This window comes from Pseudomonas sp. MWU15-20650, from assembly GCF_023242475.1.
Taxonomy (GTDB): Bacteria; Pseudomonadota; Gammaproteobacteria; order Pseudomonadales; family Pseudomonadaceae; genus Aquipseudomonas.
The window spans coordinates 52,151-75,793 of the sequence record NZ_JALJFG010000006.1 but is presented as its reverse complement, the minus strand read 5'-3'; the positions used below and the strand labels follow the sequence as shown (position 1 = coordinate 75,793).

Sequence of the window (23,643 nt, the reverse complement as noted above, 5' to 3'; positions counted from 1 at the left end):
TCTCTCGTGCAGTGAGAAGCCGTGTGGCACTTCCATCCAATGACTATGTGGTCGCATATGTCGTCCAGTTCCCTCTCGGCTGTAATCCCTGAGCCCACCAGAAGCAGGAAGGCCTTATCAAATAGCGTTGTCTATTCCCGAATAGGCTCGATTCGTATCAAAACGACTGTCACCCAACCGTCACCGGAAGTTCATGGAGCTGACACCGAGGCTACATAGCCTGACTTTGGACAACAAAGTCGACTGGCCGCAACCTGGCCGGCACCCGGAGACTCGCTATGACTCAGATCGCCCGCATCAGCGACAAAGGCAATGAACGCCGTCTGCAAGCCGAACGCCTGGTAGGCGCACAGGCATTGCAGGAAGCCCAGGCCCTGCGGTTCAACGTGTTCAGCGGCGAGTTCAACGCCAAGCTGAAAGGCGCGGAACTGGGTCTGGACATGGATGACTATGATGTTCACTGCAGCCATATCGGCGTGCGGGATTTGAACAGCGGTCGACTCGTCGCCACCACCCGGTTGCTCGACCATCAGGCCGCCAGCACCTTGGGCCGGTTCTACAGTGAAGAAGAATTCAGCCTGCATGGCCTGCTGCACTTGCAGGGTCCGATCCTGGAAATCGGCCGCACCTGCGTCGACCCGGCCTACCGCAACGGCGGCACCATCGCGGTGTTGTGGGGCGAGTTGGCCGAGGTCCTCAACCAGGGCGGCTACAGCTACCTGATGGGCTGCGCCAGCATCCCGATGCACGATGGCGGCATCCAGGCCCACGCGATCATGCAGCGCCTGCGCGAACGCTACCTGTGCAACGAACACCTGCGCGCCGAACCGAAAAAGCCGCTGCCGGCGCTGGACCTGCCGTCCAACGTGATCGCCGAGATGCCGCCACTGCTCAAGGCTTACATGCGCCTGGGCGCGAAGATCTGCGGCGAGCCGTGCTGGGATGAGGATTTCCAGGTGGCCGACGTGTTCATCCTGCTCAAGCGCGATGAGCTGTGCCCGCGTTACGCCCGCCACTTCAAGGCGGCGATGTGATGAGCCGCCTGCGCGTGTACGGGCGGATCGCCCGCGTGCTGCTGGTGGTGGCGCTGGGGTTGAGCATGGCCAGTGTGTTTGGCGTGTTTGAACGCCTGGGGATCGCCAATTCAATGGTGCGGCGCCAGCGCTGGTCGCGGTTTTTCATGGCGCGGCTGACCAATGCCCTGCCCTTTCGCGTGACCGTGCACGGTGAGCTGCCGCAAACGCCCATGCTGTGGGTGAGCAATCACGTGTCCTGGACCGATATCCCGCTGCTGGGGGCTGTGGCGCCGATGTCGTTTCTGTCCAAGGCCGAAGTACGCACCTGGCCAGTGGCTGGCTGGTTGGCGGCGAAGGCCGGCAGCCTGTTTATTCGCCGCGGTTCGGGCGACAGCCAACTGATCCGCAAACAGATGACTCGCCACCTGGAACAACAGCACCCGTTGCTGATGTTTCCCGAAGGCACCACCACCGACGGGCGCAGCCTGCGTACCTTCCACGGACGCTTGCTGGCCAGTGCAATTGATGCGGATGTGTCGCTGCAACCGGTGGCGATTCGTTACTTGCGCAAGGGGCAGGTCGACCCGCTGGCACCGTTTATTGGCGATGACGATTTGCTGTCGCACCTGATGCGCCTGTTCGGCAATGACCAGGGCGATGTGGAAATCCATGTACTCAAGCCGATTGCCTGCGCCGGGCAAGAGCGTGCGGCATTGGCGTTCCAGGCGCAGCAGGCGGTGCAGAAGGCGTTGTTTGGTCCGGTGCCGGAAGCTGAGCAAGTGGCTGCTCGACCTGCGTTCGCGGCATAAAACGGGCACGCTCAAATGTGGGAGGGGGCTTGCTCCCGATAGCAGTGGTTCAGTCAACATAGACCGTGACTGACACACCGCAATCGGGAGCAAGCTCCCTCCCACATTTAGATCTCGGTGATCAGTTGGATTTGCGCGAACCTCTGCAATTCGGGATAGAAGAGTCGGAAATCTTCACTTAACGGCTCATAAAGCTCGCGCAACTCATGCATCGCAAACCCGAGTGCCTCCGGGTCAGTCAGCCGCCGCGAAATCCCGCGCAGCACCTGCTCCATCACCGCAAACTCACGGTAGGAGCCCAGCCAATCATCCGCGGCCATATACGGCGCAATCTGCGCCAGGCGTCCCGGTAATTGCGGCTCGGCCGCCAGCACGCGGTACACCTGCGAGGTGAACTGCTCCAGCGGCTGGTCGGCATACTGCGCCCAATCACGTGCCAGGCAGTGATCGAAAAACACATCGAGGACAATCCCCGCATAGCGCCGACGGGTCAGGCTAAAGCGTGACAACGCCTCGCCTACCAACGGGTGACTGTCGGTAAAGCGGTCGATCGAACGATGCAGCTGGATCGCCGCTTCTATTGGCGGGCTGAACTGGCCTTGCAGACGGCCTTTGACGAAGTCGCCATAGAGGCTACCCAGCAGTTGCGCAGGAAGTTGGCCGCCCAGGTGCAGATGTGCGAGATAATTCATGGCGCGCAGTCTAACACTGCCATCAACGTATCGTTATAACCCGATATACCGAATTAGCCTGGCTTAAGAGCAAAATCATATTTGTATATCGGGATATACCGATTTAAAGTTCGCCTCATCGCGATATAACGCTTTACGACACCGAGCACCTGCCATGTCCATCGACCTCGACGAAATAATAAAAGCCCTGGCGCACCCAGTACGACGAGACATCCTCACCTGGCTGAAAGATCCGAAAGTGCAATTCCCCGAGCAACTGCACAACCACGAATACGGCATCTGTGCCGGCCAGATCGACCAGCGCTGTGGCTTGTCCCAGTCGACCGTGTCGGCCCACCTGGCCACCTTGCAACGGGCGGGCCTGATCAGCAGCCAGAAGGCCGGGCAGTGGCACTTTTTCAAACGCAATGAGGAAACCATCCAAGCGTTCCTCGATGCGCTCATCACCGAGCTCAAACCAGACATCAGCGAACCGCCGCTGTAACAAGGACACGCAAATGCCCCTCTCGCTACTCATACTGGCCCTGAGCGCCTTCGCCATCGGCACCACCGAGTTCGTCATCATGGGCTTGCTGCCCGATGTGGCAGCGGACCTGGGCGTGTCGATTCCCGGCGCCGGCTGGCTGGTCACCGGCTACGCCTTGGGCGTGGCGATCGGTGCGCCGTTCATGGCGCTGGCCACCGCCAAGCTGCCACGCAAGGCCGCCCTGGTAGCGTTGATGGGCATCTTTATTATCGGCAACCTGCTCTGCGCCCTGGCCAGCGACTACAACGTGCTGATGTTTGCCCGTGTGGTCACCGCGCTGTGCCACGGTGCGTTCTTTGGGATTGGTTCGGTGGTAGCGGCCAACCTGGTACCGGCTAACAAACGCGCATCGGCCGTGGCCCTGATGTTCACCGGGTTGACCCTGGCCAACGTACTCGGCGTGCCACTCGGTACTGCTCTAGGCCAGGAAGCCGGCTGGCGTTCGACCTTCTGGGCAGTGACCGTGATTGGCGTGATCGCGTTGATCGGCCTGATCCGCTTCCTGCCGGCCAGGCGTGATGAAGAACAGCTCGACATGCGTGCCGAACTGGCGGCCCTCAAAGGGGCGGGCATCTGGTTATCGCTGACCATGACGGCCTTGTTCGCCGCCTCCATGTTCACCCTCTTTACCTATGTTGCTCCGCTGCTCGGCGACGTCACTGGCGTATCACCCAAAGGCGTGACGTGGACGCTGCTATTGATCGGCCTGGGCCTGACCGTGGGCAACATCATCGGCGGCAAGCTGGCGGACAAACGCCTGGCAGCCACGCTGATCGGCGTGTTCATCAGCATGGCGGTGGTTTCCACTGCCCTGGCCTGGACCAGCGTCGCGCTGATCCCGACGCAAATCACCCTGTTCCTGTGGGCCACCGCCTCGTTCGCCGCCGTACCGGCACTGCAAATCAACGTGGTGACCTTCGGCAAGGCGGCCCCCAACCTGGTGTCCACCCTGAACATCGGCGCCTTCAACATCGGTAATGCCCTCGGCGCCTGGGTCGGCGGCAGCGTGATTGCCCACGGCTTCGGCTTGGCCAGCGTGCCTCTGGCGGCAGCGGCGCTGGCGATCCTTGCCCTGCTGGTGACCCTGGTGACTTTCCGTCAGAGCGGCGATGCCGACCTGGCCCCTGCGACCCACTGATCAACCCACTTAATAGAGAAAGGTGTTTTCCCATGACGACTATTTTCGATCCGATCAAACTGGGCGACCTGGAATTGTCCAACCGCATCATCATGGCGCCGCTGACCCGTTGCCGCGCTGATGCCGGTCGCGTGCCCAACGCGCTGATGGCCGAGTACTACGTGCAACGCGCTTCCGCCGGGCTGATCCTCAGCGAAGCCACCTCCGTGACGCCAATGGGCGTGGGCTACCCGGACACCCCGGGCATCTGGTCCAACGACCAGGTGCGCGGCTGGGCCAACATTACCAAGGCCGTGCACAGCGCGGGCGGCAAGATCTTCCTGCAACTGTGGCACGTCGGCCGGATCTCCCACGAGTCCTATCTGGACGGCGAAACCCCAGTGGCCCCGAGCGCGATCCAACCTAAAGGCCACGTCAGCCTGGTGCGCCCACTGGCCGACTACCCAACCCCGCGCGCCCTGGAAACCGCTGAAATCGCCGACATCGTCGACGCCTACCGTGTGGGGGCGGAAAACGCCAAGGCTGCCGGCTTTGACGGCGTGGAAATCCACGGCGCCAACGGCTATCTGCTTGACCAGTTCCTGCAAAGCAGTACCAACCAGCGTACCGACAACTACGGCGGCTCCCTGGAAAACCGTGCCCGCCTGCTGCTGGAAGTGACCGACGCCGCCATCGAAGTCTGGGGCGCCGGCCGTGTGGGTGTGCACTTGGCACCGCGCGCCGACTCCCATGACATGGGCGACGCCAACCTGGCGGAAACCTTCACCTACGTCGCCAGCGAGCTGGGCAAGCGTGGCATCGCCTTCATCTGCTCCCGTGAAAAAGAAGGTGCGGACAGCCTTGGCCCACAACTGAAAAAAGCCTTCGGCGGCCCGTACATTGCCAACGAACGCTTCACCAAGGACAGCGCCAATGCCTGGCTGGCTGCGGGCAAGGCAGATGCCGTGGCCTTTGGCGTACCGTTCATTGCCAACCCGGACCTGCCGGCTCGCTTGAAGGCCGACGCGCCGCTGAACCAAGCGCACCCGGAAACCTTCTATGGCAAAGGCCCCGTGGGTTACATCGACTACCCGACGCTGGCCATTTGACGTAAGACGCTGAAACGAAAAAGCCCCGGCTCGCAGGAACCGGGGCTTTTTCATAGGCGCTGGGAAACACTCTTTCACAGCCTTGCAACAATATCGCTACAAAATACTTAGGCGGCTACCTATCAACCGCCCGTCAGCCCGTATATAAAGTCACCCCACCCATCAGGCGAGTAGACGATCAACTGTCTCGCGTCTTTACTGTTGACACAACTGGATGCAATTACGCATTTTGTCTTAATTGCGTAGGCTAGGGCTCAGGCGCAGCATGTCCAGCCCGGCATCAACCCAGCGTTCAGCCTCCTGATGCAGTTGGAAACTGTCGGGTACCAGCAACCACTGCCCCATCAGCCCGTTGATGTAGGCATGCACACATACCGCAGCACGGGTGGTGTCGAGGTTTTCCGGCAGTTGCCCGCGATGAACTGCGTTACGCAAGGTCAGGCCGATGCGCAGGTTGCATTCCAGGCTGTGGGCCTGGCGCTGACGACGCATGTCGCACATTTCATCGGTGAACTCGCACTTATGAAACAGAATCTCGTTGATGCGCCGAGTTTTCGGGTCCAGGGCTACTTGATGGAACAGATGGATAAGCAACTTTCGCATGCAGCCCAGCGGGTCGACTTCATCTTCGCTTTCACTCGCCCGCGCCAGTTCATCCAGGGGTTCGTGCAGCGTGTCGAGCAATGCCTGCAACAGATCGGACTTATTGCTGAAATGCCAGTAGATAGCACCGCGCGTCACACCGGCCAACGTGGCGATGTCCGCCAGGGTGGTCCGCGCGACGCCACGCTCATAGAAGGCTTGCTCGGCGGCTTGGAGAATCTGGCTGCGCGTTTCCTGAGCTTCCTCTTTGGTGCGACGAACCATGGCAGTAAAACCTCAATCAAGACACTGTGGATGGTGCTTGACCATCATCTGAATAATTGTGGGACGACACCGTCATGGGCGCCGAACGTACTAAAATCGAGGCTTTGGCAGCTGCTTTGTCAACAATCCGCGAAGCCTGTCAAGAGTTTACAAACAACCATGAACGTAAGTATATTGCGTAGCAAGCTACTTATCTACTCACAGCTTGTTTTTTACCCTTCCACACTTCTTGTGCGCATTCTGCGCGCCTGACCCGAGGATCTTCATGCAACTTAAGCCAGCTGTTACCGCTCTGGTCACTGCCGTCGCCCTGGCATCGCTGCTCAGCGGATGTAAAAAGGAAGAAGCGGCTCCGCCCGCTCAAACCCCTCAGGTCGGCGTGGTCACCCTTCAACCGCAAGCCTTTACCCTGACCACCGAGCTGCCAGGCCGCACCACGGCCTACCGCATCGCGGAAGTCCGGCCTCAGGTGAACGGCATCATTCTCAAGCGCCTGTTCAAGGAAGGCGGCGACGTGAAGGAAGGGCAACAGCTCTACCAGATCGACCCGTCGGTGTATGACGCCACCCTGAAGAGCGCACAAGCCAGCCTGACCCAGACCAAGTCCATCACTGACCGCTACAAGCAGTTGGTCGATGAACAAGCCGTCAGCCGTCAGGAATACGACACCGCCGTCGCCAACCGCATGACCGCAGAAGCAAACGTACAAACCGCCCAGATCAACGTGCGCTACACCAAAGTGTTCGCACCGATCTCCGGGCGTATTGGCCGTTCTTCGGTGACCGAAGGCGCACTGGTCAGCAATGGCCAGGCGGATGCCATGGCCGTGATCCAGCAACTGGACCCGATCTACGTCGACGTCACGCAGTCTTCGGCTGAAATGCTGAAACTGCGCCGTGACCTGGAAAGCGGCCAACTGCAGAAAGCCGGCGATAACGCAGCCAAGGTCAAGTTGACCCTGGAAGACGGCACCCCGTACACCCAGGAAGGCAAGCTGGAGTTCTCCGAAGTGTCGGTCGACCAGACCACCGGTTCCGTGACCCTGCGCGCCGTGTTCCCGAACCCTGACCACACCCTGCTGCCGGGCATGTTCGTGCACGCCCAGCTGCAAGCCGGCGTGAACAGCAAGGCCATCCTGGCTCCGCAACAAGGCGTGACCCGTGACCTCAAGGGCATTCCGACTGCGCTGATCGTGAACAAGGACAACAAGGTCGAGCAACGCGTCCTGGTTGCCAACCGCACTGCCGGCGCCTACTGGCTGGTGGAAAAAGGCCTGGACGCCGGTGACCGCGTGATTACCGAGGGCCTGCAGTTCATCAAGCCGGGCATCGAGGTCAAGGTCAAGGACGCTGACAACGCTAAACCCGCCGGTTCCGCTGCTGCTCCTGCCGCTGCTGCTGGCCAGGGGGAGTAATCCATGTCGAAATTTTTTATCGACCGTCCCATTTTCGCCTGGGTAATTGCCCTGGTGATCATGCTGGTCGGGGCACTGTCGATCCTGAAGTTGCCCATCAACCAGTACCCGGCCATTGCGCCAACCGCCATTGATATCCAGGTGACCTACCCAGGCGCGTCTGCACAAACCGTGCAGGACACCGTGGTACAGGTCATCGAGCAACAGCTCAACGGTATCGACAACCTGCGTTATGTCGCCTCGGACAGTAACTCCGACGGCAGCATGACCATCACCGCGACGTTCAACCAGGGTACCAACCCGGACATCGCCCAGGTTCAAGTGCAGAACAAGCTGAACCTGGCGACCCCACTGCTGCCGCAAGAAGTGCAGCAGCAGGGTATCCGCGTGACCAAGTCGGTGAAGAACTTCCTGATGGTCATCGGTCTGGTGTCGGAAGACGGCAGCATGACCAAGGATGACCTGTCCAACTACATCGTTTCCAACATCCAGGACCCGATCTCCCGGACCGCCGGTGTGGGTGACTTCCAGGTGTTCGGTTCGCAGTACGCCATGCGTATCTGGCTCGACCCGGCCAAGCTGAACAACTACCAGCTCACGCCGGTGGATGTCAGCAGCGCCATCCAGGCCCAGAACGTCCAGGTGGCCACCGGTCAACTGGGTGGCCTGCCTGCCCTGCCCGGCACCCAACTGAACGCCACCATCATCGGCAAGACGCGCCTGCAAAGCGCTGACGAGTTCGCCAAGATCCTGATGAAGGTGAATGCCGACGGTTCGCAAGTTCGCCTGGGCGACATTGCCCGTATCGAACTGGGCGGCCAGAACTACAGCATCAGTGCGCAGTTCAACGGCAAGCCGGCCTCCGGCATGGCCATCAAGCTGGCGGCCGGTGCTAACGCCCTGGACACCGGCAAGGCCATCCGCGCCACCGTGGCGTCCCTGGAACCGTTCTTCCCGCCTGGCATGAAGGCGGTGGTGCCGTATGACACCACCCCAGTGGTGACCGAGTCGATCTCCGGTGTGGTTGACACCCTGGTCGAAGCGATCGTGCTGGTGTTCCTGGTGATGTTCCTGTTCCTGCAGAACTTCCGCGCCACCATCATCACCACCATGACCGTACCGGTGGTACTGCTGGGTACTTTCGGCATCCTCGCCGCGTTCGGCTTCACCATCAACACCCTGACCATGTTCGGCATGATCCTGGCCATCGGCTTGCTGGTGGACGATGCCATCGTCGTGGTGGAGAACGTCGAGCGGGTAATGGCCGAGGAACACTTGTCGCCGAAAGAAGCGACGGTCAAATCCATGGCCCAGATCCAGGGCGCCCTGGTGGGTATTGCCCTGGTACTGTCGGCGGTACTGCTGCCGATGGCGTTCTTCGGCGGCTCTACCGGTGTGATCTACAAACAGTTCTCCATCACCATTGTTTCGGCGATGGCGCTGTCGGTACTGGTTGCCCTGATCTTCACCCCGGCCTTGTGCGCCACCATGCTCAAGCCGATCGATCCGGAAAAACACGGCCAGCCCAAGCGCGGCTTCTTCGGCTGGTTCAACCGCACCTTCGACAGTGCCGTGCTGAAGTACGAACGCGGTGTCGGCAACATGATCAAGCACAAGCTGCCAGCGTTCCTGGTCTATGCGCTGATCCTGGCCGGCATGATCTGGATGTTCACCCGTATTCCGAGCGCATTCCTGCCCGAGGAAGACCAGGGTGTGATCTTTGCCCAGGTGCAGACACCGGTAGGTTCTTCGGCTGAACGTACGCAAACCGTCATCGACGATATGCGCGCCTTCCTGCTGAACGACAAGGAAGGTGAACCGGGCGAAGGCAAGGCCGTGAAGTCGGTCTTTACCGTGAACGGCTTCAACTTCGCCGGCCGTGGCCAGAGTTCGGGCCTCGCGTTCGTGATGCTCAAGCCATGGGGCGAGCGTGATGCGACCCAGTCGGTGTTTGAAGTGGCCAAGCGGGCCCAGGGTTACTTCTTCGGAGCCTTCAAGGACGCCATGGTATATGCCATCGTGCCGCCTTCGGTGCTGGAGCTGGGTAACGCCACCGGTTTCGACGTGTTCCTGCAAGACCAGGGCGGCGTCGGCCACGACAAACTGATGGCTGCACGTAACCAGTTCCTGGGGGCGGCAGCACAAAGCAAGATCCTGGCGGGCGTGCGTCCGAACGGCGTGAACGATGAGCCGCAGTACGAGATGACCGTCGACGACGAGAAGGCCAGTGCCCAGGGTATCAGCCTGTCGGAAATCCAGCAGACCCTGGCCATTGCCTTGGGTGGCAGCTACGTCAACGACTTCATCGACCGTGGTCGGGTGAAGAAAGTGTATGTGCAGGGCGATGCCGCCAGCCGGATGTCTCCGGAAGACCTGGACAAGTGGTACGTGCGCAGCACCTCCGGGAAGATGGTGCCATTGTCGGCCATCTCGTCGGGCAAGTGGATCTACGGCTCGCCGAAGCTCTCGCGGTATAACGGTGTAGCGGCGATGGAAATCCTCGGTACCCCGGCACCGGGCTACAGTACCGGTGACGCGATGGCGGAAGTCGAACGCATTGCCAAGAACCTGCCGGCGGGTATCGGTTATTCCTGGACCGGCCTGTCGTATGAAGAACGTCTGTCCGGCTCCCAGGCACCTGCGTTGTATGCCTTGTCGCTGCTGGTGGTGTTCCTCTGCCTGGCGGCCCTGTACGAAAGCTGGTCGATCCCGATTGCCGTGATTCTGGTCGTGCCCCTGGGCGTGATCGGTGCACTGATCGCCACCAGCCTGCGCGGCCTGTCCAACGACGTGTTCTTCCAGGTGGGCTTGCTGGTAACGGTGGGCCTGGCGGCGAAAAACGCCATCTTGATCGTGGAATTCGCCAAAGAGCTGCATGAACAAGGCAAAGGCATTGTCGAGGCGGCTATCGAAGCGTCCCGGATGCGTCTGCGACCGATCATCATGACGTCCATGGCGTTCATGCTCGGCGTTCTGCCACTGGCTGTGTCCACGGGCGCAGGTTCGGGTAGCCAGCATGCAATCGGTACCGGCGTAATCGGCGGTATGATCACTGCCACCGTCCTGGCGATCTTCTGGGTGCCATTGTTCTACGCGACCGTATCGGCCGCCGGCGAGCGTAAAAAAACGGTCACTACTGAAACTCCTAAAGAGGCTGGCCAATGAGCAAGTCGCTACTTTCCCTAGCCGTCACGGCATTCGTGCTCAGTGGCTGCTCACTGATACCTGACTACCAGCGCCCTGAAGCGCCGGTGGCCGCCCAGTTCCCGCAGGGGCCGGCGTATTCGTCGGCCCAGGCGCCGAGCCAGGCCGCTGCCGAGCAGGGCTGGAAGCAGTTTTTCCATGACCCTGCCCTGCAACAGCTGATCCAGACCGCGCTGGTGAACAACCGTGACCTGCGTGTCGCGGCCCTGAACATCGACGCGTATGCGGCGCAGTACCAGATCCAGCGCGCCGACCTGTTCCCGGCCGTCTCGGCCACGGGCAGCGGCAGCCGTTCACGTACCCCGGCCAAACTGTCGAGCACCGGCGAATCAACCATCTCCAGCCAATATTCGGCCGGTCTCGGGATCAGCGCTTATGAGCTGGACCTGTTCGGTCGCGTACGTAGCCTGAGCGAAGAAGCGCTGCAGAAGTACTTCGCCACCGAAGAAGCGCGTCGCAGCACCCAGATCAGCCTGGTGGCCAGCGTGGCCAACGCCTACCTGACCTGGCAGGCCGACAAGGAACTGCTCAAGCTGACCCAGGACACCTTGGGCGCGTACGAGCAGAGCTACAAGCTCACCTCGCGCAGCAACGAAGTCGGCGTGGCCTCGGCCCTCGACCTCAGCCAGGCACGCACCTCGGTGGAAAACGCCCGGGTGGCTCTGGCGCGCTATACCCGCCAGGTGGCCCAGGACGAAAACAGCCTGACCCTGCTGCTGGGCACCGGCCTGCCGGCGAATATCGCCAGCAAGCCGCTGTCGGATGACCTGCTCAGCGAAGTACCGGCCGGGTTGCCGTCGGATCTGCTGCAACGTCGTCCCGACATTGTGCAGGCCGAGTACAACCTCAAGGCAGCCAACGCCAACATCGGCGCGGCCCGTGCGGCGTTCTTCCCGAGCATCAGCCTGACCGCCAGCGCCGGTACCGCCAGCCCTACCCTGGGCGGCCTGTTCAAAGGCGGTTCGGGCACCTGGTCGTTCGCCCCGCAGATCAACATCCCGATCTTCAACGCCGGCAGCCTGCGCGCCAGCCTGGATTACTCCAAGATCCAGAAAGAGATCAACGTGGCAAACTACGAGAAGGCGATCCAGACCGGCTTCCAGGAAGTCTCCGACGGCCTCGCCGCGCGTGAGACCTACAAGCAGCAACTGGATGCCCAACGTGGCTTCGTCGCCGCCAACCAGGATTACTACCGCCTGGCCGAGCGTCGCTACCGCATTGGTGTCGACAGCAACCTGACCTTCCTCGACGCCCAGCGCCAACTGTTCAGTGCCCAGCAATCGCTGATCACCGACCGCCTGGCGCAGCTGACCAGCGAGGTCAACCTGTACAAGGCCCTCGGTGGTGGCTGGAGCGAGCAGACTGCGAAGAACGAGCCGCTGAAAGAAGAAGCACCGGCACTGAAGTTGTTCTGACAGCACTGTCGTAGATAAAACCGCTTCCCTCACCGGAAGCGGTTTTTTTATGCCCTCTCATTCATCACCGCGGGTCGCCGATGGGGGCTGGCTTGCCTTCCCTTCAACCTTTCAGGGTAAAATTGGTAACAGATTCTTACAGACCACAGAGGGAGCTTGTCGTAATGATCGTAGGAATCGACTTGGGGACGACCAACAGTCTTGCCGCCGTCTGGCGCGGCGATGCGACCGAAATGGTGCCCAATGCCCTGGGCCAGTTGCTGACCCCGAGTGTGGTCGGCCTGGATGATCAAGGCCGCGTCCTGGTCGGCCAAGCCGCCAAGGAGCGCCTGCATACCCACCCGCACCTCACCACTTCGCTGTTCAAGCGCTACATGGGCAGTGCCACCGAAGTGCGCCTCGGCGACCGCTCGTTCCGCCCTGAAGAGCTCTCGGCGCTGGTGCTCAAAAGCCTCAAAGAAGACATCGAGCGCACCTACGGCCACACCGTCACTGAAGCGGTGATCAGCGTGCCCGCCTACTTCAGCGACGGCCAACGCAAGGCCACGCGCATTGCCGGTGAACTGGCGGGGCTCAACGTTGAAAAACTGATCAACGAACCCACCGCTGCGGCCCTGGCCTACGGCCTGCACCAGCGTGACAAGGAAACCTCGTTCCTGGTGTTCGACCTCGGCGGCGGCACCTTCGACGTATCGATCATCGAGCTGTTCGACGGCGTGATGGAAGTGCGAGCCAGCGCCGGCGACAACTTCCTCGGCGGCGAAGACTTCGACACCCTGCTGCTGGAACACTTCGTCGACAGCCAGCGCGATGCCCAGGGTTTCCCGCCCACCAGCAGCGTGTTGCAAGCCCTGCGCCGCGAAGCCGAGCGCGTGCGTAAAGCCTTGGGCCAGGACGACAGCGCCGAGTTCGCGCTGCGGGTCGACGGCCAGCAATGGGTTAAAACCATCACCCAGGCTGAACTTGCCAAGCTGTACATACCACTGCTGGAGCGCCTGCGCGCACCGATCGAACGCGCCCTGCGCGACGCACGGATTCGGGTCGGCGACCTGGATGAAATCCTGCTGGTCGGCGGCACCACGCGCATGCCGCTGGTGCGCAAACTGGCCGCCGGTTTGTTCGGGCGGTTTCCGTCCATCAGCCTCGACCCCGACCAAGTGGTCGCCCATGGCGCGGCGATCCAGGCCGCGCTCAAAGCCCGATCGGCTGCGCTGGAAGAGATCGTGCTGACCGACGTCTGCCCCTACACCCTGGGCATCGAAACCTCGAACCAATACGGTGGGCATATCGAAAGCGGGCATTACCTGCCACTGATCGAACGCAACAGCAGCGTGCCGGTGAGCCGGGTCAAAAGCGTGGTCACGCTTCACGACGACCAGTCCCGCGTATTGCTGAAGATTTATCAGGGCGAGAGCCGCCTGGTGAAAGACAACATCGAGCTGGGCCAACTGGAGATCCCGGTGCCCAAGCGCAAGGCCGGTGAAGTCACGCTGGATGTGCGCTTCACCTACGACAACAACGGTTTGCTCGAAGCCCAAGTGAAGATCCCGCTGACGGGCGAGCAACACTCGCTGGTGATCGAGAACAACCCTGGCGTGCTGAGCCCGGAGCAAATCCAGGAACGCCTGCAAGCCTTGGCGTTGTTGAAGATTCACCCACGCGACCAGCAGGTCAACACGGTGCTGACTGCGCGTCTCGAACGGCTCTATCAGGAGAGCCTGGGCGAGTTGCGCGAGCAACTCGGGCACTGGGCCGCGCAGTTCCAGCAAGTGCTCGACACCCAGGATGAACGCCGCATCCGTGAGGCCCGCAGCGAACTGACCCGACAACTTGAGCAACTCGACAACGGGTTCTGGCGCTAAGGGACAACCACATGGACTGTTGGACTGTATTGCAACTGGCGGACGATGCCGATGAGCGCACCATCAAGCGCACCTACGCGCGGCTGCTGAAAAGCTGCCGCCCGGACGATGACCCCGAGGGTTTCCAGCGCCTTCGCGAAGCCTACGAGGAAGCGTTGAGGTACGCGCGCTGGCGTGCCGACAACGAGGAAGAGGAGCGCGAAACACCCGTCGTCGAACAGCGCTACGCCAACCTCAACGACCTGGCCGAATTGATGGATGTTCGCCCCTTGAGCGCCGCTGCCTTCGAGCCACCGGTGGCCCAGCGTGCCACTGAGCTTGCCGAACTGATGGACCTCAGCCCACTCAGCCCGGCGCCGTCTGAAGCCCCTAGACCGAACCCGGCCCAAGTACTGCTCAGCGACCTCAACCTGCACAACCTCGATGAACGCTGGGCCCAAGCCCAGCAGCAGGACTGTACCGACGCCTTCCAGTCCGGCCTGCTGCGCCATTGCTTCGAAGCCCCCGGCGAACGCAGCGCGATCGCCCACTGGGCGATGCAACACCTGGAATGGCTGACGCCTTGGCAACGGGTGACCATGACGCCGTGGCAGCACGATGCACTGACCAGTGAACTGCTGCAGGACTACCGCCTCAGCCTGCAGGAGCTGCTGGAGCAAAAGGCCGAGCGCGAGTTCATCACCCAACTGACGCAGTACAACAGCCAGCCCTGGCTGCGGGTGTTCGACCAGCAGCAACAATGGCAGCGCATCATCCTGCAACTGCTGCACGACACCCAATGGGGCGTGCCGCTGTTCGACCGCGTGTGCCAGACGTTTGGCTGGGACGACCAGAAAGCGGTGCACCCGGAACCGGCCTGGATGTGGCGCGAGCTGGTGTCACGCTGCGAGCAGGAAAGCTTTTATGCCAGCCTGCAAGACAAGGCCCAGGATCCCCGGCGCACCTCCCCTGACGCCCTGGCTGCACGCTTGCTGCTCACGCCCATGACCACCACCGAGCAAATGCGCATCATCGAAAAGTTCGGCGAAAACGACTGGAGCGCGTGCCGGCATCTGGCGGAAACCCTGACCTGGCGTTATCCGCAACTGGTTGAGCGCCTGCCCCAGACCGACCTGTTTTTCTGGCGCAAATTTGTCCCCCGGCCGATCTACACCCAGGTGCTGATCCGGCTTTGGGCCATCTTCGTCTTGGGCGTCGGCCTGAACCTCGTCCACGATAAATCCGATAAGCTCGACTTCGGAGCCGTGCTCATCTTCCTGATACTGGCGATCATGCCGGCGGGGGTCGGCTTTCGCATCACCCAGATGTGGGCCGGGATGAGTGCCTCCTTCATGGTCCAAGACCTATGGCTGAGCCAGTACTTGATCCCCAAGCGACTCAACCCCAACCAGTACTGGCTGGTGTTACGCCATGGCATACCGCAGTTGGCCATGCTCGTGGCCTGCGGGCTGATGCTCGGCATCCTGGGCGCGGTGACCTATGCCGGGATGCTGCTGATCAACCTGCTGCACACCAAACGCATGGGCCACATGAGCCATAAATTCAGCCACGACTACCCCTGGATCAACGGCTTGCACTGGGCCTTCTGGAGCCCGCTGCAAGGGGTGTTCCTGGTGGTCATGGTGGCGGTGATCATTGCCGCTCAGCACTACCTGCCCGCCGTCCCCTGGACCCACATCGACCTGCCCAAACGCTAACCATAACCACCGGGCCTGCGCGCAACGCACAGGCCCGTCAACTTGCGTTCGATCATCGCCCACAACCCGCTCTCCCCCACTTTCATCGCCCCCACACCGCCGCGCACCATGGCCGCCACCTGCATAACCCCAATAACAACAGGTCCAACACCATGAGCACTTTCCAACCGCGCCAGCTGTTGCTGGCTACCGCTGTCGCCAGTCTTGCCCTTCCCGCCATCGCCGAAGAGCACGGCTTTCTCGAAGACGCCAGCGCCAACCTCAACCTGCGCAACTTCTTCTTCAACCGCAATTACACCAACCCGACCAAAGCCCAGGGCGGCGCGCAGGAGTGGACGCAAAGTTTCATCCTCGACGCCAAATCCGGCTTTACCCAAGGTACGGTCGGTTTCGGTCTGGATGTGCTGGGTTTGTACTCGCAAAAACTCGATGGCGGACGCGGTACCGGCGGCACTCAGCTGCTGCCGCTGGACCACGACGGCCGCCCGGCGGATAACTTCGGGCGCCTGGGCGTTGCCTTCAAGGCACGCATTTCGAAGACCGAAGCCAAAGTCGGTGAATGGATGCCCGTATTGCCGATCCTGCGGGCCGATGATGGCCGCTCGCTGCCGCAAACCCTGCGCGGCGGGCAGATCACCTCCAAGGAGATCGACGGCCTGACGCTGTATGGCGGCCAATTCCGTGCCAACAGCCCACGGGACGACAGCAGCATGAGCGACTTGTCGATGACCGGAAAACCCGCGTTCACCTCCGATCGTTTCAACTTCCAGGGCGCCGAATACGCGTTCAACGACAAACGCACCCAGATCGGCCTGTGGAATGCCCAGCTCAAGGACATCTACCGCCAGCAATACATCAACCTGATCCACAGCCAACCTGTCGGCGACTGGACCCTGGGCGCCAACCTCGGGTTCTTCTACGGCAAGGACGATGGCAGCGCCCGCGCAGGCGAGCTGGACAACAAGACCTGGTCCGGCCTGTTCTCCGCCAAGTACGGCGGCAACACCTTTTACGTCGGCCTGCAAAAACTCACCGGCAACAGTGCCTGGATGCGCGTCAACGGCACCAGCGGCGGCACCCTGGCCAACGACAGTTACAACGCCAGCTACGACAATGCCCAGGAGAAATCCTGGCAAGTGCGCCACGACTACAATTTCGCCGCCCTCGGCATTCCCGGCCTGACCCTGATGAACCGCTATCTCAGCGGCAGCAACGTGCACAGCGGCACGGTGACGGACGGCAAGGAATGGGGCCGCGAGAGCGAAATCGGCTATACCGTGCAAAGCGGCGTGCTCAGGGATCTCAACGTACGCTGGCGCAATTCCAGCATGCGCAGGGATTACAGCAATAATGAATTCGACGAAAACCGGTTGATCGTCAGCTACCCGATAAGTCTGCTGTAAACCCGCGCAGCACTTGCGGTATGGTGCGCGCCTGCCGCTGCTGATCCACCCAGCAGCGGTCTTTATTCGAGCCCGTGCGCACCATGAAATCCTTCGCCATAGCGACCGTACTGATGGCCCTGGCCCTGAGCCTGGGCGGCTGCATCAGCGCGCCCATCCCGCTGACACCACAGACCGAACAGCGCCTGCTCGCCCAAGCACCGGTCCGGTTCCTGCTGACGTTCGACGACGGCCCGAGTGCCTCGGGCTACAACAACCCGAGCCGGTCGGTGGTGGCCGACCTGGCAAAAAACCCGCTGCTGCCAGGCATCAAGGCCGTGTTCTTCGTACAGACCGAGGCGTCCCGCGCAGGCGGCAGCCCGCGCGGCCGCAAGACCATGGAGCGCGAACATGCCGCTGGGCATATCCTGGCCTTCCACACGGCCACGGCGTTTCATACCAATCACCGTTGGCTGAATGACGCCGAGCTGGAAAGCACCCTCACCCAAGGCGCAGCAGATATTGCCAGCATTACCGGCGCGCCCCCGCTGCTGGTACGCCCACCGTTCTGGAATTACGACAAACGCACCTTCGCCGCCTACCAGCGCCACGGCATGCACGTATTGCTGACGGACCTGAGTGCCAACGACGGCAAGATCTGGGGTTTCAATGGCAGCCCGCGCCGCCGGGCCAATTTGTATCGGCAGCTGTCGGTGGTGCGCGAGCGCATTGCGCTGGGGGAACTGCCGACGGTAGAGGGCGTAATCCCGGTGGTGGTGACCTTCCACGATATCAACCGCTACACCGCTCGGCACTTGCAGGAATACTTGCAGATCCTGATGGACAGCGCGCGCATCAACGGCGTGAAAACCGCCGTCGAACCGTTCTACACCGACCATGCCACGCTGGAGCGGGCAGCGCTGGCGCGCACGGTCAAGGAGGTGGACGAGCCCGTGCACCTGCCCGGTGTATGGAACTGGGTGTGGGACGCGGACTCCCACTGAGCCTTACTCTCGCGATTCGACCCCCAGCTCATCCCACACCGACTCTGCCAGGTGAAAGGTCGCATTCGCCGCCGGAATCCCGCAGTAGATCGCGCTCTGCATCAGCACTTCCTTGATCTCGGCACGCGTCACCCCATTGCTGGCGGCGGCCCGCAGATGCAACTTCAACTCTTCACTGCGGTTCATGCCGATCAGCATCGCGATGGTGATCAGGCTGCGGGTATGCCGTGGCAAGCCAGGGCGGGTCCAGATATCCCCCCAGGCGTGGCGGGTGATCATTTCCTGGAACTCGCTGTTGAACTCGGTCAGCGCATTCAGGCTGCGGTCGACATGCGCGTCGCCCAGCACTTCGCGGCGCACTTGCAGGCCGTCGGCGTAACGTTGTTTCTCGTCCACAAAAAGCTCCTGTTTCAATTAGGTGTCAGCTCGATCACCTGGGGGGGGTGACCGGGCCTGTAGTGGCGAGCGGGCTTGCCCCGCGTTGGGTGGCGAAGCCGCCCCAAAACCTGGCAACGAGGTTCACCCTGGAAAAACGCGGTGACTGTATCAGGGCCGCTTCGCGGCCCAACGCGGGGCAAGCCCGCTCGCCACAGGGTTTAATCGGCCAGCAGGAACTTCAGCACTCGGTTGCTGAAATCCGCCCCGACCTGGACGTTGGACAGGTGGGCCGCATAGAACTCGGCGTATTCGGCGCCCCGTACATGGTGCTGGATAAAGTGGCTGCCGGCGGGCGGTGTCACGGCATCTTCAGTGCCGGCAATCACCAGGGTCGGCACGTTGATCGACGACAATTGCTCACGAAAATCTGCGTCGCGCACGGCACCGCAGTTGGCGGCATAGCCTTCGGGGGACGTGGCCGCAAGCATGTCGGTGATCTGCTTGGCCTGGTGCGGGTTGGCCGCAGCAAAATCCTCAGTGAACCAGCGCGCAATCGATGCATCGCGCAGGGCGACCATCGCCGCTGCACCGTCGCGCAGGACCATTTCGATGCGTGGGTTCCACACCTCAGGCGTACCGATCTTGGCGGCGGTGTTACACACCACCAGGCGGTGCAAGCGCTCACCCGCGTTAATCCCCAGCCACTGGCCGATCAAGCCGCCCATGGACAAGCCACAAAAATGTGCACGCGGGATATCCAGCGCATCCAGCAGCGCAATCACGTCACGCCCCAGTTGCTCAATGCTGTACGGCCCTTGGGTGACCAGGGATTTGCCGTGGCCACGGGTGTCGAGGCGCAACACACGAAAATGTCGGGTGAAGGCCGGAATCTGGATGTCCCACATATGCAGGCTGGTCCCCAGGGAGTTGGACAGCACCAGCACCGGTGCATCCACCGGCCCATCCAATTGGTAATGCAGTTCGCCCTCGGCGAGTTGTACAAAGGCCACAGCGGTCTCCTCAGGCGGTCAATGCAAAGTGTTCGGTCACGGCGCGGGTGACCCAGGTTTGGGCCTGGCCCAGGTAGTGCGCGGGGTCGAGCAAGCGGTCCAATTCGGCCGCTGACAGCTCAGCGGTGATCTGCGGTTCGTCTGCGAGTACCGCACGTAGATGCCGCTGTTGAGCGACGGCACGTTGGCAGCACTGCTCCAACAGATGGTGCGCCGTCTCACGACCCAGGCGTTGAGCGAGGACGATGCTGACGGCTTCGGCCAGCACCAGGCCCTGGGTCAGGTCGAGGTTTTGCAGCATGCGCTCAGGGTCGACGTCCAACCCTTCACTCACCAGCAACGCCTGTTTCAAGGCGCCGGACACCAGCCGGCAAATCTGCGGCAAGGTCTCCCATTCGGCGTGCCACAAGCCCAGGCTGCGCTCGTGCTCCTGGGGCATGGCGCTGAGCATCGTCGCCACCAACCCAGGCACACGGGTCGCGGCGCTGATCAACACCGCGGCACCCACCGGGTTACGTTTGTGCGGCATGGTGGACGACCCGCCTTTGCCCGGTGCCGATGGTTCGAACACTTCCGCCGCTTCCGTTTGCATCAACAGGCTGATATCGCGGCCCAGCTTGCCGAGGCTACCGGCGATCAGGCCGAGCACGCCGGCAAACTCCACCAGGCGATCACGCTGTGTGTGCCAGGGCTGTTCGGGCAAGGTCAGTTGCAATTCGGCGGCCAAGGCTTCGGCCACTGGCATTGCCTGCTCACCGAGTGCCGCCAGCGTGCCGCAGGCACCGCCAAATTGCAGCACCAACAGGCGCGGTTTCAACTCGGCAAGGCGCTGGCGACTGCGCGTTACCGCCCCCAGCCAACCGGCGATTTTCATCCCCAGGGTGACCGGCGTCGCGTGCTGCAACCAGGTACGTCCGGCCAACGGCACGGCGGCGTAGCGCTGCGCCTGGGCTGCCAGCACGTCGCCCAATTGCGCCAAGTCGGTTTCGATCAACCGCAGCGCCTGTCGCACTTGCAACACCAATCCGGTATCCATCACATCCTGGCTGGTCGCACCCAGGTGCACATAACGCTCGGCGTCGGCGTCTTCACTGGCGATCAACTTGCCCAGCGCCTTCACCAGCGGAATCGCCGAATTGCCCGCCGTGGCAATGGCCACGCCGAGGGCATCCACGTCGTACAGTGACGCCAGGCATGCCTGAGCAATCGGTGCGACAGCGGCCTGGGGGATCAAACCGACCCGGGCCTCCGCCCGGGCCAGCGCGGCCTCGAAATCCAGCATGCCCTGCAAGCGCCCTTGGTCACAGAACACCTCGGCCATGCTGTCAGCGGTGAAATAAGCGTCGAACAGTTGATTGCTCGTGCGCAGTGTCATAACTCATCCCTTACAGATCGTGGTGCAAGTACGCCGCCTCCCTGGGCAGACGCAAGCTGAACAGGAAGGCCACCGCCATCATCACGGTAACGTACCAATAGAAGGTGTTTTCCATGCCCATGGATTTGAGGCCCAAGGCTACATACTCCGCCGAGCCACCGAAGATCGCATTGGCCACGGCATAAGCCAGGCCAACACCCAAGGCGCGTACTTGAGGCGGAAACATTTCCGCTTTCACCAAGCCGCTGATGGAGGTGTAGAAACTGACGATGGCCAACGCCAGGGTGATCAGCACGAAGGCCAGGAACGGGCTGCTGACGGTTTTCAGGCTGAGCAGGATCGGCACCGTGCACAGCGTACCCAGTGCGCCGAACCACAGCATCGAGTTACGACGGCCGATCTTGTCCGCCAACATGCCGAACAGCGGCTGCATGCACATGTAGAGGAACAGTGCACCGGTCATGATGTAGCTGGCCGTCTTGGCGTGCATCCCGGCAGTGTTCACCAGGTACTTCTGCATGTAGGTGGTAAAGGTGTAGAAAATCAGCGAGCCGCCGGCGGTGTAGCCGAGCACGGTGATAAACGCCGCCTTGTGGTCCCGGAACAGCGCGGCGATGCTGCCGGCGTCCTTGTCCTGGCGCATTTCCTTACTGGTGGTTTCCTTCAGGGTACGCCGCAATAGCAGGGAAATAACCGCCGCAATGGCACCGATCACGAACGGAATACGCCAGCCCCAGGCACGCAGTTCTTCTTCGGTGAGGATCTGTTGCAGGATCACCACCACCAACACCGCCAGCAGTTGCCCGCCGATCAGGGTCACGTACTGGAACGAGGCAAAGAAACCGCGCTGGCCCTTGAGCGCGACTTCACTCATGTAGGTTGCCGTGGTGCCGTATTCGCCCCCCACCGACAGGCCCTGGAACAGCCGCGCCACCAACAGCAGCGCCGGCGCCCAGGCACCGATGTCTTTGTAGGTGGGCAGGAAAGCGATGACCAGGGAACCGGCGCACATCATCAGCACCGAGATCATCATCGAGTTTTTGCGCCCGTGCTTGTCGGCCACCCGGCCAAACAACCAGCCGCCGATTGGCCGCATCAGGAACCCGGCGGCAAATACACCGGCGGTGTTGAGCAGTTGGACCGTAGGGTCGTCCGACGGAAAAAACGCCGGGGCGAAGTAAATGGCGCAGAAGGCATAGACGTAGAAGTCGAACCATTCGACCAGGTTGCCGGAGGACGCACCGACAATCGCAAAAATCCGTTTGCTGCGCTCTTCTCCGGTGTAGTGACTCGTTGTTGTTGTCATGTTTTTTCACTCAGTGGGAACGGTTATAGCCTAGACATACTTTGCAACAACCATGTTCTGCAAGCAGACTTTCGGATAGGTGTTGCCAGGAAGGGCCTCATCGAGGCAAGCCCCCTCCCACATTTGAAGGTGTTCACCAGTCCAAGTGTGGGAGGGGGCTTGCCTCGATGAGGCCCGAAAGCCCACTCAGTAGTCGAAGAACACCGTTTCCTCATCTGTGCCCTGCAACACCACATTCCACTGATAAACCCCTGCCGCATCCGGCTTGGCAATCAACGTACTGCGACGCTCGGCCGGTACACACGCCAGCAACGGGTCATCGCCGTTGCACGCCTCACCGTCGAAATAAATCCGCGTGAGCAAGTGCTTCACCAACCCACGGGCAAATACCAGCACCACCAGGTGCGGCGCCTGGGTCGTGCCCTTCAGGCCCGGCACACTGCCCGGCTTGATGGTGGTGAAACGGAAACGCCCTTCGGCATCCACCGGCACCCGGCCGAAACCTTCGAAGTTGGGGTCGACGGCCTTGTCCTGCTCATCCTCAGGATGGTCGTATTTACCGGCGGCATTGGCCTGCCAGACTTCCAGCATGGCGTCGTTGACGACATCACCGTTGCCGTCCAGCACTTGCCCGCTGATCGCCACACGCTCGCCGAGGGTGGCCGGCACAGTCAGGTCTTCACGGTTCAGCCAGGTCAGGCCGATGTGGTAATACGGCCCGACGGTGTGGGACGTAGTCGCATTGAGTGTCATCTCATTTCTCCATCGGCGTGGCGTCGCGGCCGCGCAGGACGATGTCCCAGCGGTAGCCGAGGGCATAGGAAGGAATGGTTTTTTCCAGGTCGAAACGCGCGATCAGGCGCTCCTTGGCACGGGTATCCGGTACACAGTTGTAGATCGGGTCGTACTCCAGCAACGGGTCGCCCGGGAAATACATCTGTGTCACCAACCGCGTCAGCACGCTCGGGCCGAACAGCGAAAAATGGATATGCGCCGGGCGCCATGCATTGTGGTGGTTGCCCCACGGGTAGGCACCGGGCTTGATGGTCTGGAACTGGTACCAGCCATCGGCGTCAGTGACGGTGCGCCCGGTGCCGGTGAAATTCGGGTCGAGCGGCGCATCATGAAGGTCGCGCTTGTGGTTGTAGCGACCGGCGGCGTTGGCCTGCCAGATCTCCACGAGGATACCCGGCACTGGCAGGCCGTTTTCGTCCAGCACACGCCCATGAATGATGATGCGCTCGCCTTGGGGCTCGCCGTCATGCTGGGCAGTCAGGTCGTTGTCCTTCTCATTGATACGCTCGGCGCCGATGGTCGGGCCGGTAATTTCCGACAACGAATGGGGCAGAAACACCAACGGCTTGGACGGCGAGCGCAAGTTCGTCGACTGATAGGCCGGGTGCAGGTAATCAGGTTGAGTGCCCGCTTGCGGGCGCCGGTAACCGGGCTTGTCACTCATG

Annotated in this window: 20 protein-coding genes; 12 read left to right on the top strand and 8 right to left on the bottom strand. The window is 61.6% G+C overall.

The features are described 5' to 3' along the window. Positions 1–278: 278 nt before the first annotated feature. Positions 279–1,034, top strand: coding sequence for an L-ornithine N(alpha)-acyltransferase (gene olsB, locus M5B43_RS07940; RefSeq protein WP_003189352.1), 756 nt, complete (start codon positions 279–281; stop codon positions 1,032–1,034). Next, positions 1,034–1,825, top strand: a complete 792-nt coding sequence (locus tag M5B43_RS07935) for a lysophospholipid acyltransferase family protein (RefSeq protein ID WP_248749572.1) — start codon at positions 1,034–1,036, stop codon at positions 1,823–1,825. Before olsB ends, M5B43_RS07935 begins: the two co-directional genes overlap by 1 nt. Before the next feature lie 107 nt (positions 1,826–1,932). Here the strand turns inward: M5B43_RS07935 and M5B43_RS07930 are convergent, their stop codons facing one another. Continuing rightward, the gene (locus tag M5B43_RS07930) at positions 1,933–2,517 is read right to left on the bottom strand and encodes an ACP phosphodiesterase (RefSeq protein WP_248749571.1); all 585 of its coding nucleotides are present in this window, start codon (positions 2,515–2,517) and stop codon (positions 1,933–1,935) included. Between the two features lie 154 nt (positions 2,518–2,671). Between M5B43_RS07930 and M5B43_RS07925 the strand changes: the two genes are divergently transcribed. Genes M5B43_RS07925 through M5B43_RS07915 form a run of 3 tightly spaced genes read left to right on the top strand, consistent with a single transcriptional unit; the run spans position 2,672 to position 5,269 of the window. Further along, positions 2,672–3,001, top strand: coding sequence for a helix-turn-helix transcriptional regulator (locus tag M5B43_RS07925; RefSeq protein WP_248749570.1), 330 nt, complete (start codon positions 2,672–2,674; stop codon positions 2,999–3,001). Positions 3,002–3,014: 13 nt separating this feature from the next. Continuing rightward, positions 3,015–4,181 carry an MFS transporter gene (locus M5B43_RS07920; RefSeq protein ID WP_248749569.1) on the top strand — a complete coding sequence of 389 codons (1,167 nt, stop codon included), beginning with the start codon at positions 3,015–3,017 and terminating at the stop codon, positions 4,179–4,181. 32 nt (positions 4,182–4,213) lie between these two features. After that, positions 4,214–5,269 (top strand): alkene reductase, encoded by a 1,056-nt coding sequence (locus M5B43_RS07915; protein ID WP_248749568.1) that lies wholly within the window; start codon positions 4,214–4,216, stop codon positions 5,267–5,269. Between the two features lie 234 nt (positions 5,270–5,503). Here M5B43_RS07915 and M5B43_RS07910 read toward each other — a convergent pair whose 3' ends face one another. Then, on the bottom strand, positions 5,504–6,136 hold the full coding sequence (locus tag M5B43_RS07910; RefSeq protein WP_248749567.1) for a TetR family transcriptional regulator: 633 nt from the start codon (positions 6,134–6,136) through the stop codon (positions 5,504–5,506). Between the two features lie 265 nt (positions 6,137–6,401). On the opposite strand from M5B43_RS07910, the gene M5B43_RS07905 reads away from it, so the two are divergent. From M5B43_RS07905 to M5B43_RS07875, 7 genes are all read left to right on the top strand, one after another. Continuing rightward, the gene (locus M5B43_RS07905; protein WP_248749566.1) at positions 6,402–7,550 is read left to right on the top strand and encodes an efflux RND transporter periplasmic adaptor subunit; all 1,149 of its coding nucleotides are present in this window, start codon (positions 6,402–6,404) and stop codon (positions 7,548–7,550) included. Positions 7,551–7,553: 3 nt separating this feature from the next. Beyond that, the gene (locus M5B43_RS07900) at positions 7,554–10,715 is read left to right on the top strand and encodes an efflux RND transporter permease subunit (protein WP_248749565.1); all 3,162 of its coding nucleotides are present in this window, start codon (positions 7,554–7,556) and stop codon (positions 10,713–10,715) included. After that, the gene (adeC, locus tag M5B43_RS07895) at positions 10,712–12,169 is read left to right on the top strand and encodes an AdeC/AdeK/OprM family multidrug efflux complex outer membrane factor (protein ID WP_248749564.1); all 1,458 of its coding nucleotides are present in this window, start codon (positions 10,712–10,714) and stop codon (positions 12,167–12,169) included. Before M5B43_RS07900 ends, adeC begins: the two co-directional genes overlap by 4 nt. A 164-nt stretch (positions 12,170–12,333) precedes the next feature. Further along, positions 12,334–14,031 (top strand): molecular chaperone HscC, encoded by a 1,698-nt coding sequence (locus tag M5B43_RS07890; protein WP_248749563.1) that lies wholly within the window; start codon positions 12,334–12,336, stop codon positions 14,029–14,031. A gap of 11 nt (positions 14,032–14,042) precedes the next feature. Beyond that, complete coding sequence (locus tag M5B43_RS07885; protein WP_248749562.1) at positions 14,043–15,728, top strand: J domain-containing protein; 1,686 nt, start codon at positions 14,043–14,045, stop codon at positions 15,726–15,728. Positions 15,729–15,880: 152 nt separating this feature from the next. Next, positions 15,881–17,131, top strand: a complete 1,251-nt coding sequence (locus tag M5B43_RS07880) for an OprD family porin (RefSeq protein ID WP_248749561.1) — start codon at positions 15,881–15,883, stop codon at positions 17,129–17,131. Between the two features lie 83 nt (positions 17,132–17,214). Then, positions 17,215–18,114, top strand: coding sequence for a polysaccharide deacetylase family protein (locus tag M5B43_RS07875; protein ID WP_248749560.1), 900 nt, complete (start codon positions 17,215–17,217; stop codon positions 18,112–18,114). 3 nt (positions 18,115–18,117) lie between these two features. On the opposite strand, the gene pcaC is transcribed toward M5B43_RS07875, so the two are convergent. From pcaC to pcaH, 6 genes are all read right to left on the bottom strand, one after another. Beyond that, the gene (pcaC, locus tag M5B43_RS07870) at positions 18,118–18,510 is read right to left on the bottom strand and encodes a 4-carboxymuconolactone decarboxylase (RefSeq protein ID WP_024073913.1); all 393 of its coding nucleotides are present in this window, start codon (positions 18,508–18,510) and stop codon (positions 18,118–18,120) included. Positions 18,511–18,710: 200 nt separating this feature from the next. Next, positions 18,711–19,502: a 3-oxoadipate enol-lactonase gene (pcaD, locus tag M5B43_RS07865; RefSeq protein WP_248749559.1), complete on the bottom strand. Its 792-nt coding sequence runs from the start codon at positions 19,500–19,502 to the stop codon at positions 18,711–18,713. A 10-nt stretch (positions 19,503–19,512) separates the two neighbouring features. Beyond that, positions 19,513–20,877, bottom strand: a complete 1,365-nt coding sequence (locus M5B43_RS07860; RefSeq protein WP_248749558.1) for a 3-carboxy-cis,cis-muconate cycloisomerase — start codon at positions 20,875–20,877, stop codon at positions 19,513–19,515. Positions 20,878–20,887: 10 nt separating this feature from the next. Further along, positions 20,888–22,183, bottom strand: a complete 1,296-nt coding sequence (locus M5B43_RS07855; protein WP_248749557.1) for an MFS family transporter — start codon at positions 22,181–22,183, stop codon at positions 20,888–20,890. Positions 22,184–22,369: 186 nt separating this feature from the next. Next, the gene (pcaG, locus tag M5B43_RS07850) at positions 22,370–22,936 is read right to left on the bottom strand and encodes a protocatechuate 3,4-dioxygenase subunit alpha (protein ID WP_248749556.1); all 567 of its coding nucleotides are present in this window, start codon (positions 22,934–22,936) and stop codon (positions 22,370–22,372) included. 1 nt (position 22,937) lies between these two features. Beyond that, a complete protein-coding gene (gene pcaH, locus M5B43_RS07845; protein ID WP_248749555.1) occupies positions 22,938–23,642 on the bottom strand; it encodes a protocatechuate 3,4-dioxygenase subunit beta in 705 nt (234 codons plus the stop codon). Between the last annotated feature and the right edge of the window lies 1 nt (position 23,643).

Coding starts and splice junctions, on each gene's coding strand:
- olsB (WP_003189352.1), top strand. CDS start 279: ATGACTCAGATCGCCCGCATCAGCGACAAAGGCAATGAACGCCGTCTG.
- M5B43_RS07935 (WP_248749572.1), top strand. CDS start 1,034: ATGAGCCGCCTGCGCGTGTACGGGCGGATCGCCCGCGTGCTGCTGGTG.
- M5B43_RS07930 (WP_248749571.1), bottom strand. CDS start 2,517: ATGAATTATCTCGCACATCTGCACCTGGGCGGCCAACTTCCTGCGCAA.
- M5B43_RS07925 (WP_248749570.1), top strand. CDS start 2,672: ATGTCCATCGACCTCGACGAAATAATAAAAGCCCTGGCGCACCCAGTA.
- M5B43_RS07920 (WP_248749569.1), top strand. CDS start 3,015: ATGCCCCTCTCGCTACTCATACTGGCCCTGAGCGCCTTCGCCATCGGC.
- M5B43_RS07915 (WP_248749568.1), top strand. CDS start 4,214: ATGACGACTATTTTCGATCCGATCAAACTGGGCGACCTGGAATTGTCC.
- M5B43_RS07910 (WP_248749567.1), bottom strand. CDS start 6,136: ATGGTTCGTCGCACCAAAGAGGAAGCTCAGGAAACGCGCAGCCAGATT.
- M5B43_RS07905 (WP_248749566.1), top strand. CDS start 6,402: ATGCAACTTAAGCCAGCTGTTACCGCTCTGGTCACTGCCGTCGCCCTG.
- M5B43_RS07900 (WP_248749565.1), top strand. CDS start 7,554: ATGTCGAAATTTTTTATCGACCGTCCCATTTTCGCCTGGGTAATTGCC.
- adeC (WP_248749564.1), top strand. CDS start 10,712: ATGAGCAAGTCGCTACTTTCCCTAGCCGTCACGGCATTCGTGCTCAGT.
- M5B43_RS07890 (WP_248749563.1), top strand. CDS start 12,334: ATGATCGTAGGAATCGACTTGGGGACGACCAACAGTCTTGCCGCCGTC.
- M5B43_RS07885 (WP_248749562.1), top strand. CDS start 14,043: ATGGACTGTTGGACTGTATTGCAACTGGCGGACGATGCCGATGAGCGC.
- M5B43_RS07880 (WP_248749561.1), top strand. CDS start 15,881: ATGAGCACTTTCCAACCGCGCCAGCTGTTGCTGGCTACCGCTGTCGCC.
- M5B43_RS07875 (WP_248749560.1), top strand. CDS start 17,215: ATGAAATCCTTCGCCATAGCGACCGTACTGATGGCCCTGGCCCTGAGC.
- M5B43_RS07860 (WP_248749558.1), bottom strand. CDS start 20,877: ATGACACTGCGCACGAGCAATCAACTGTTCGACGCTTATTTCACCGCT.
- M5B43_RS07855 (WP_248749557.1), bottom strand. CDS start 22,183: ATGACAACAACAACGAGTCACTACACCGGAGAAGAGCGCAGCAAACGG.
- pcaG (WP_248749556.1), bottom strand. CDS start 22,936: ATGACACTCAATGCGACTACGTCCCACACCGTCGGGCCGTATTACCAC.
- pcaH (WP_248749555.1), bottom strand. CDS start 23,642: ATGAGTGACAAGCCCGGTTACCGGCGCCCGCAAGCGGGCACTCAACCT.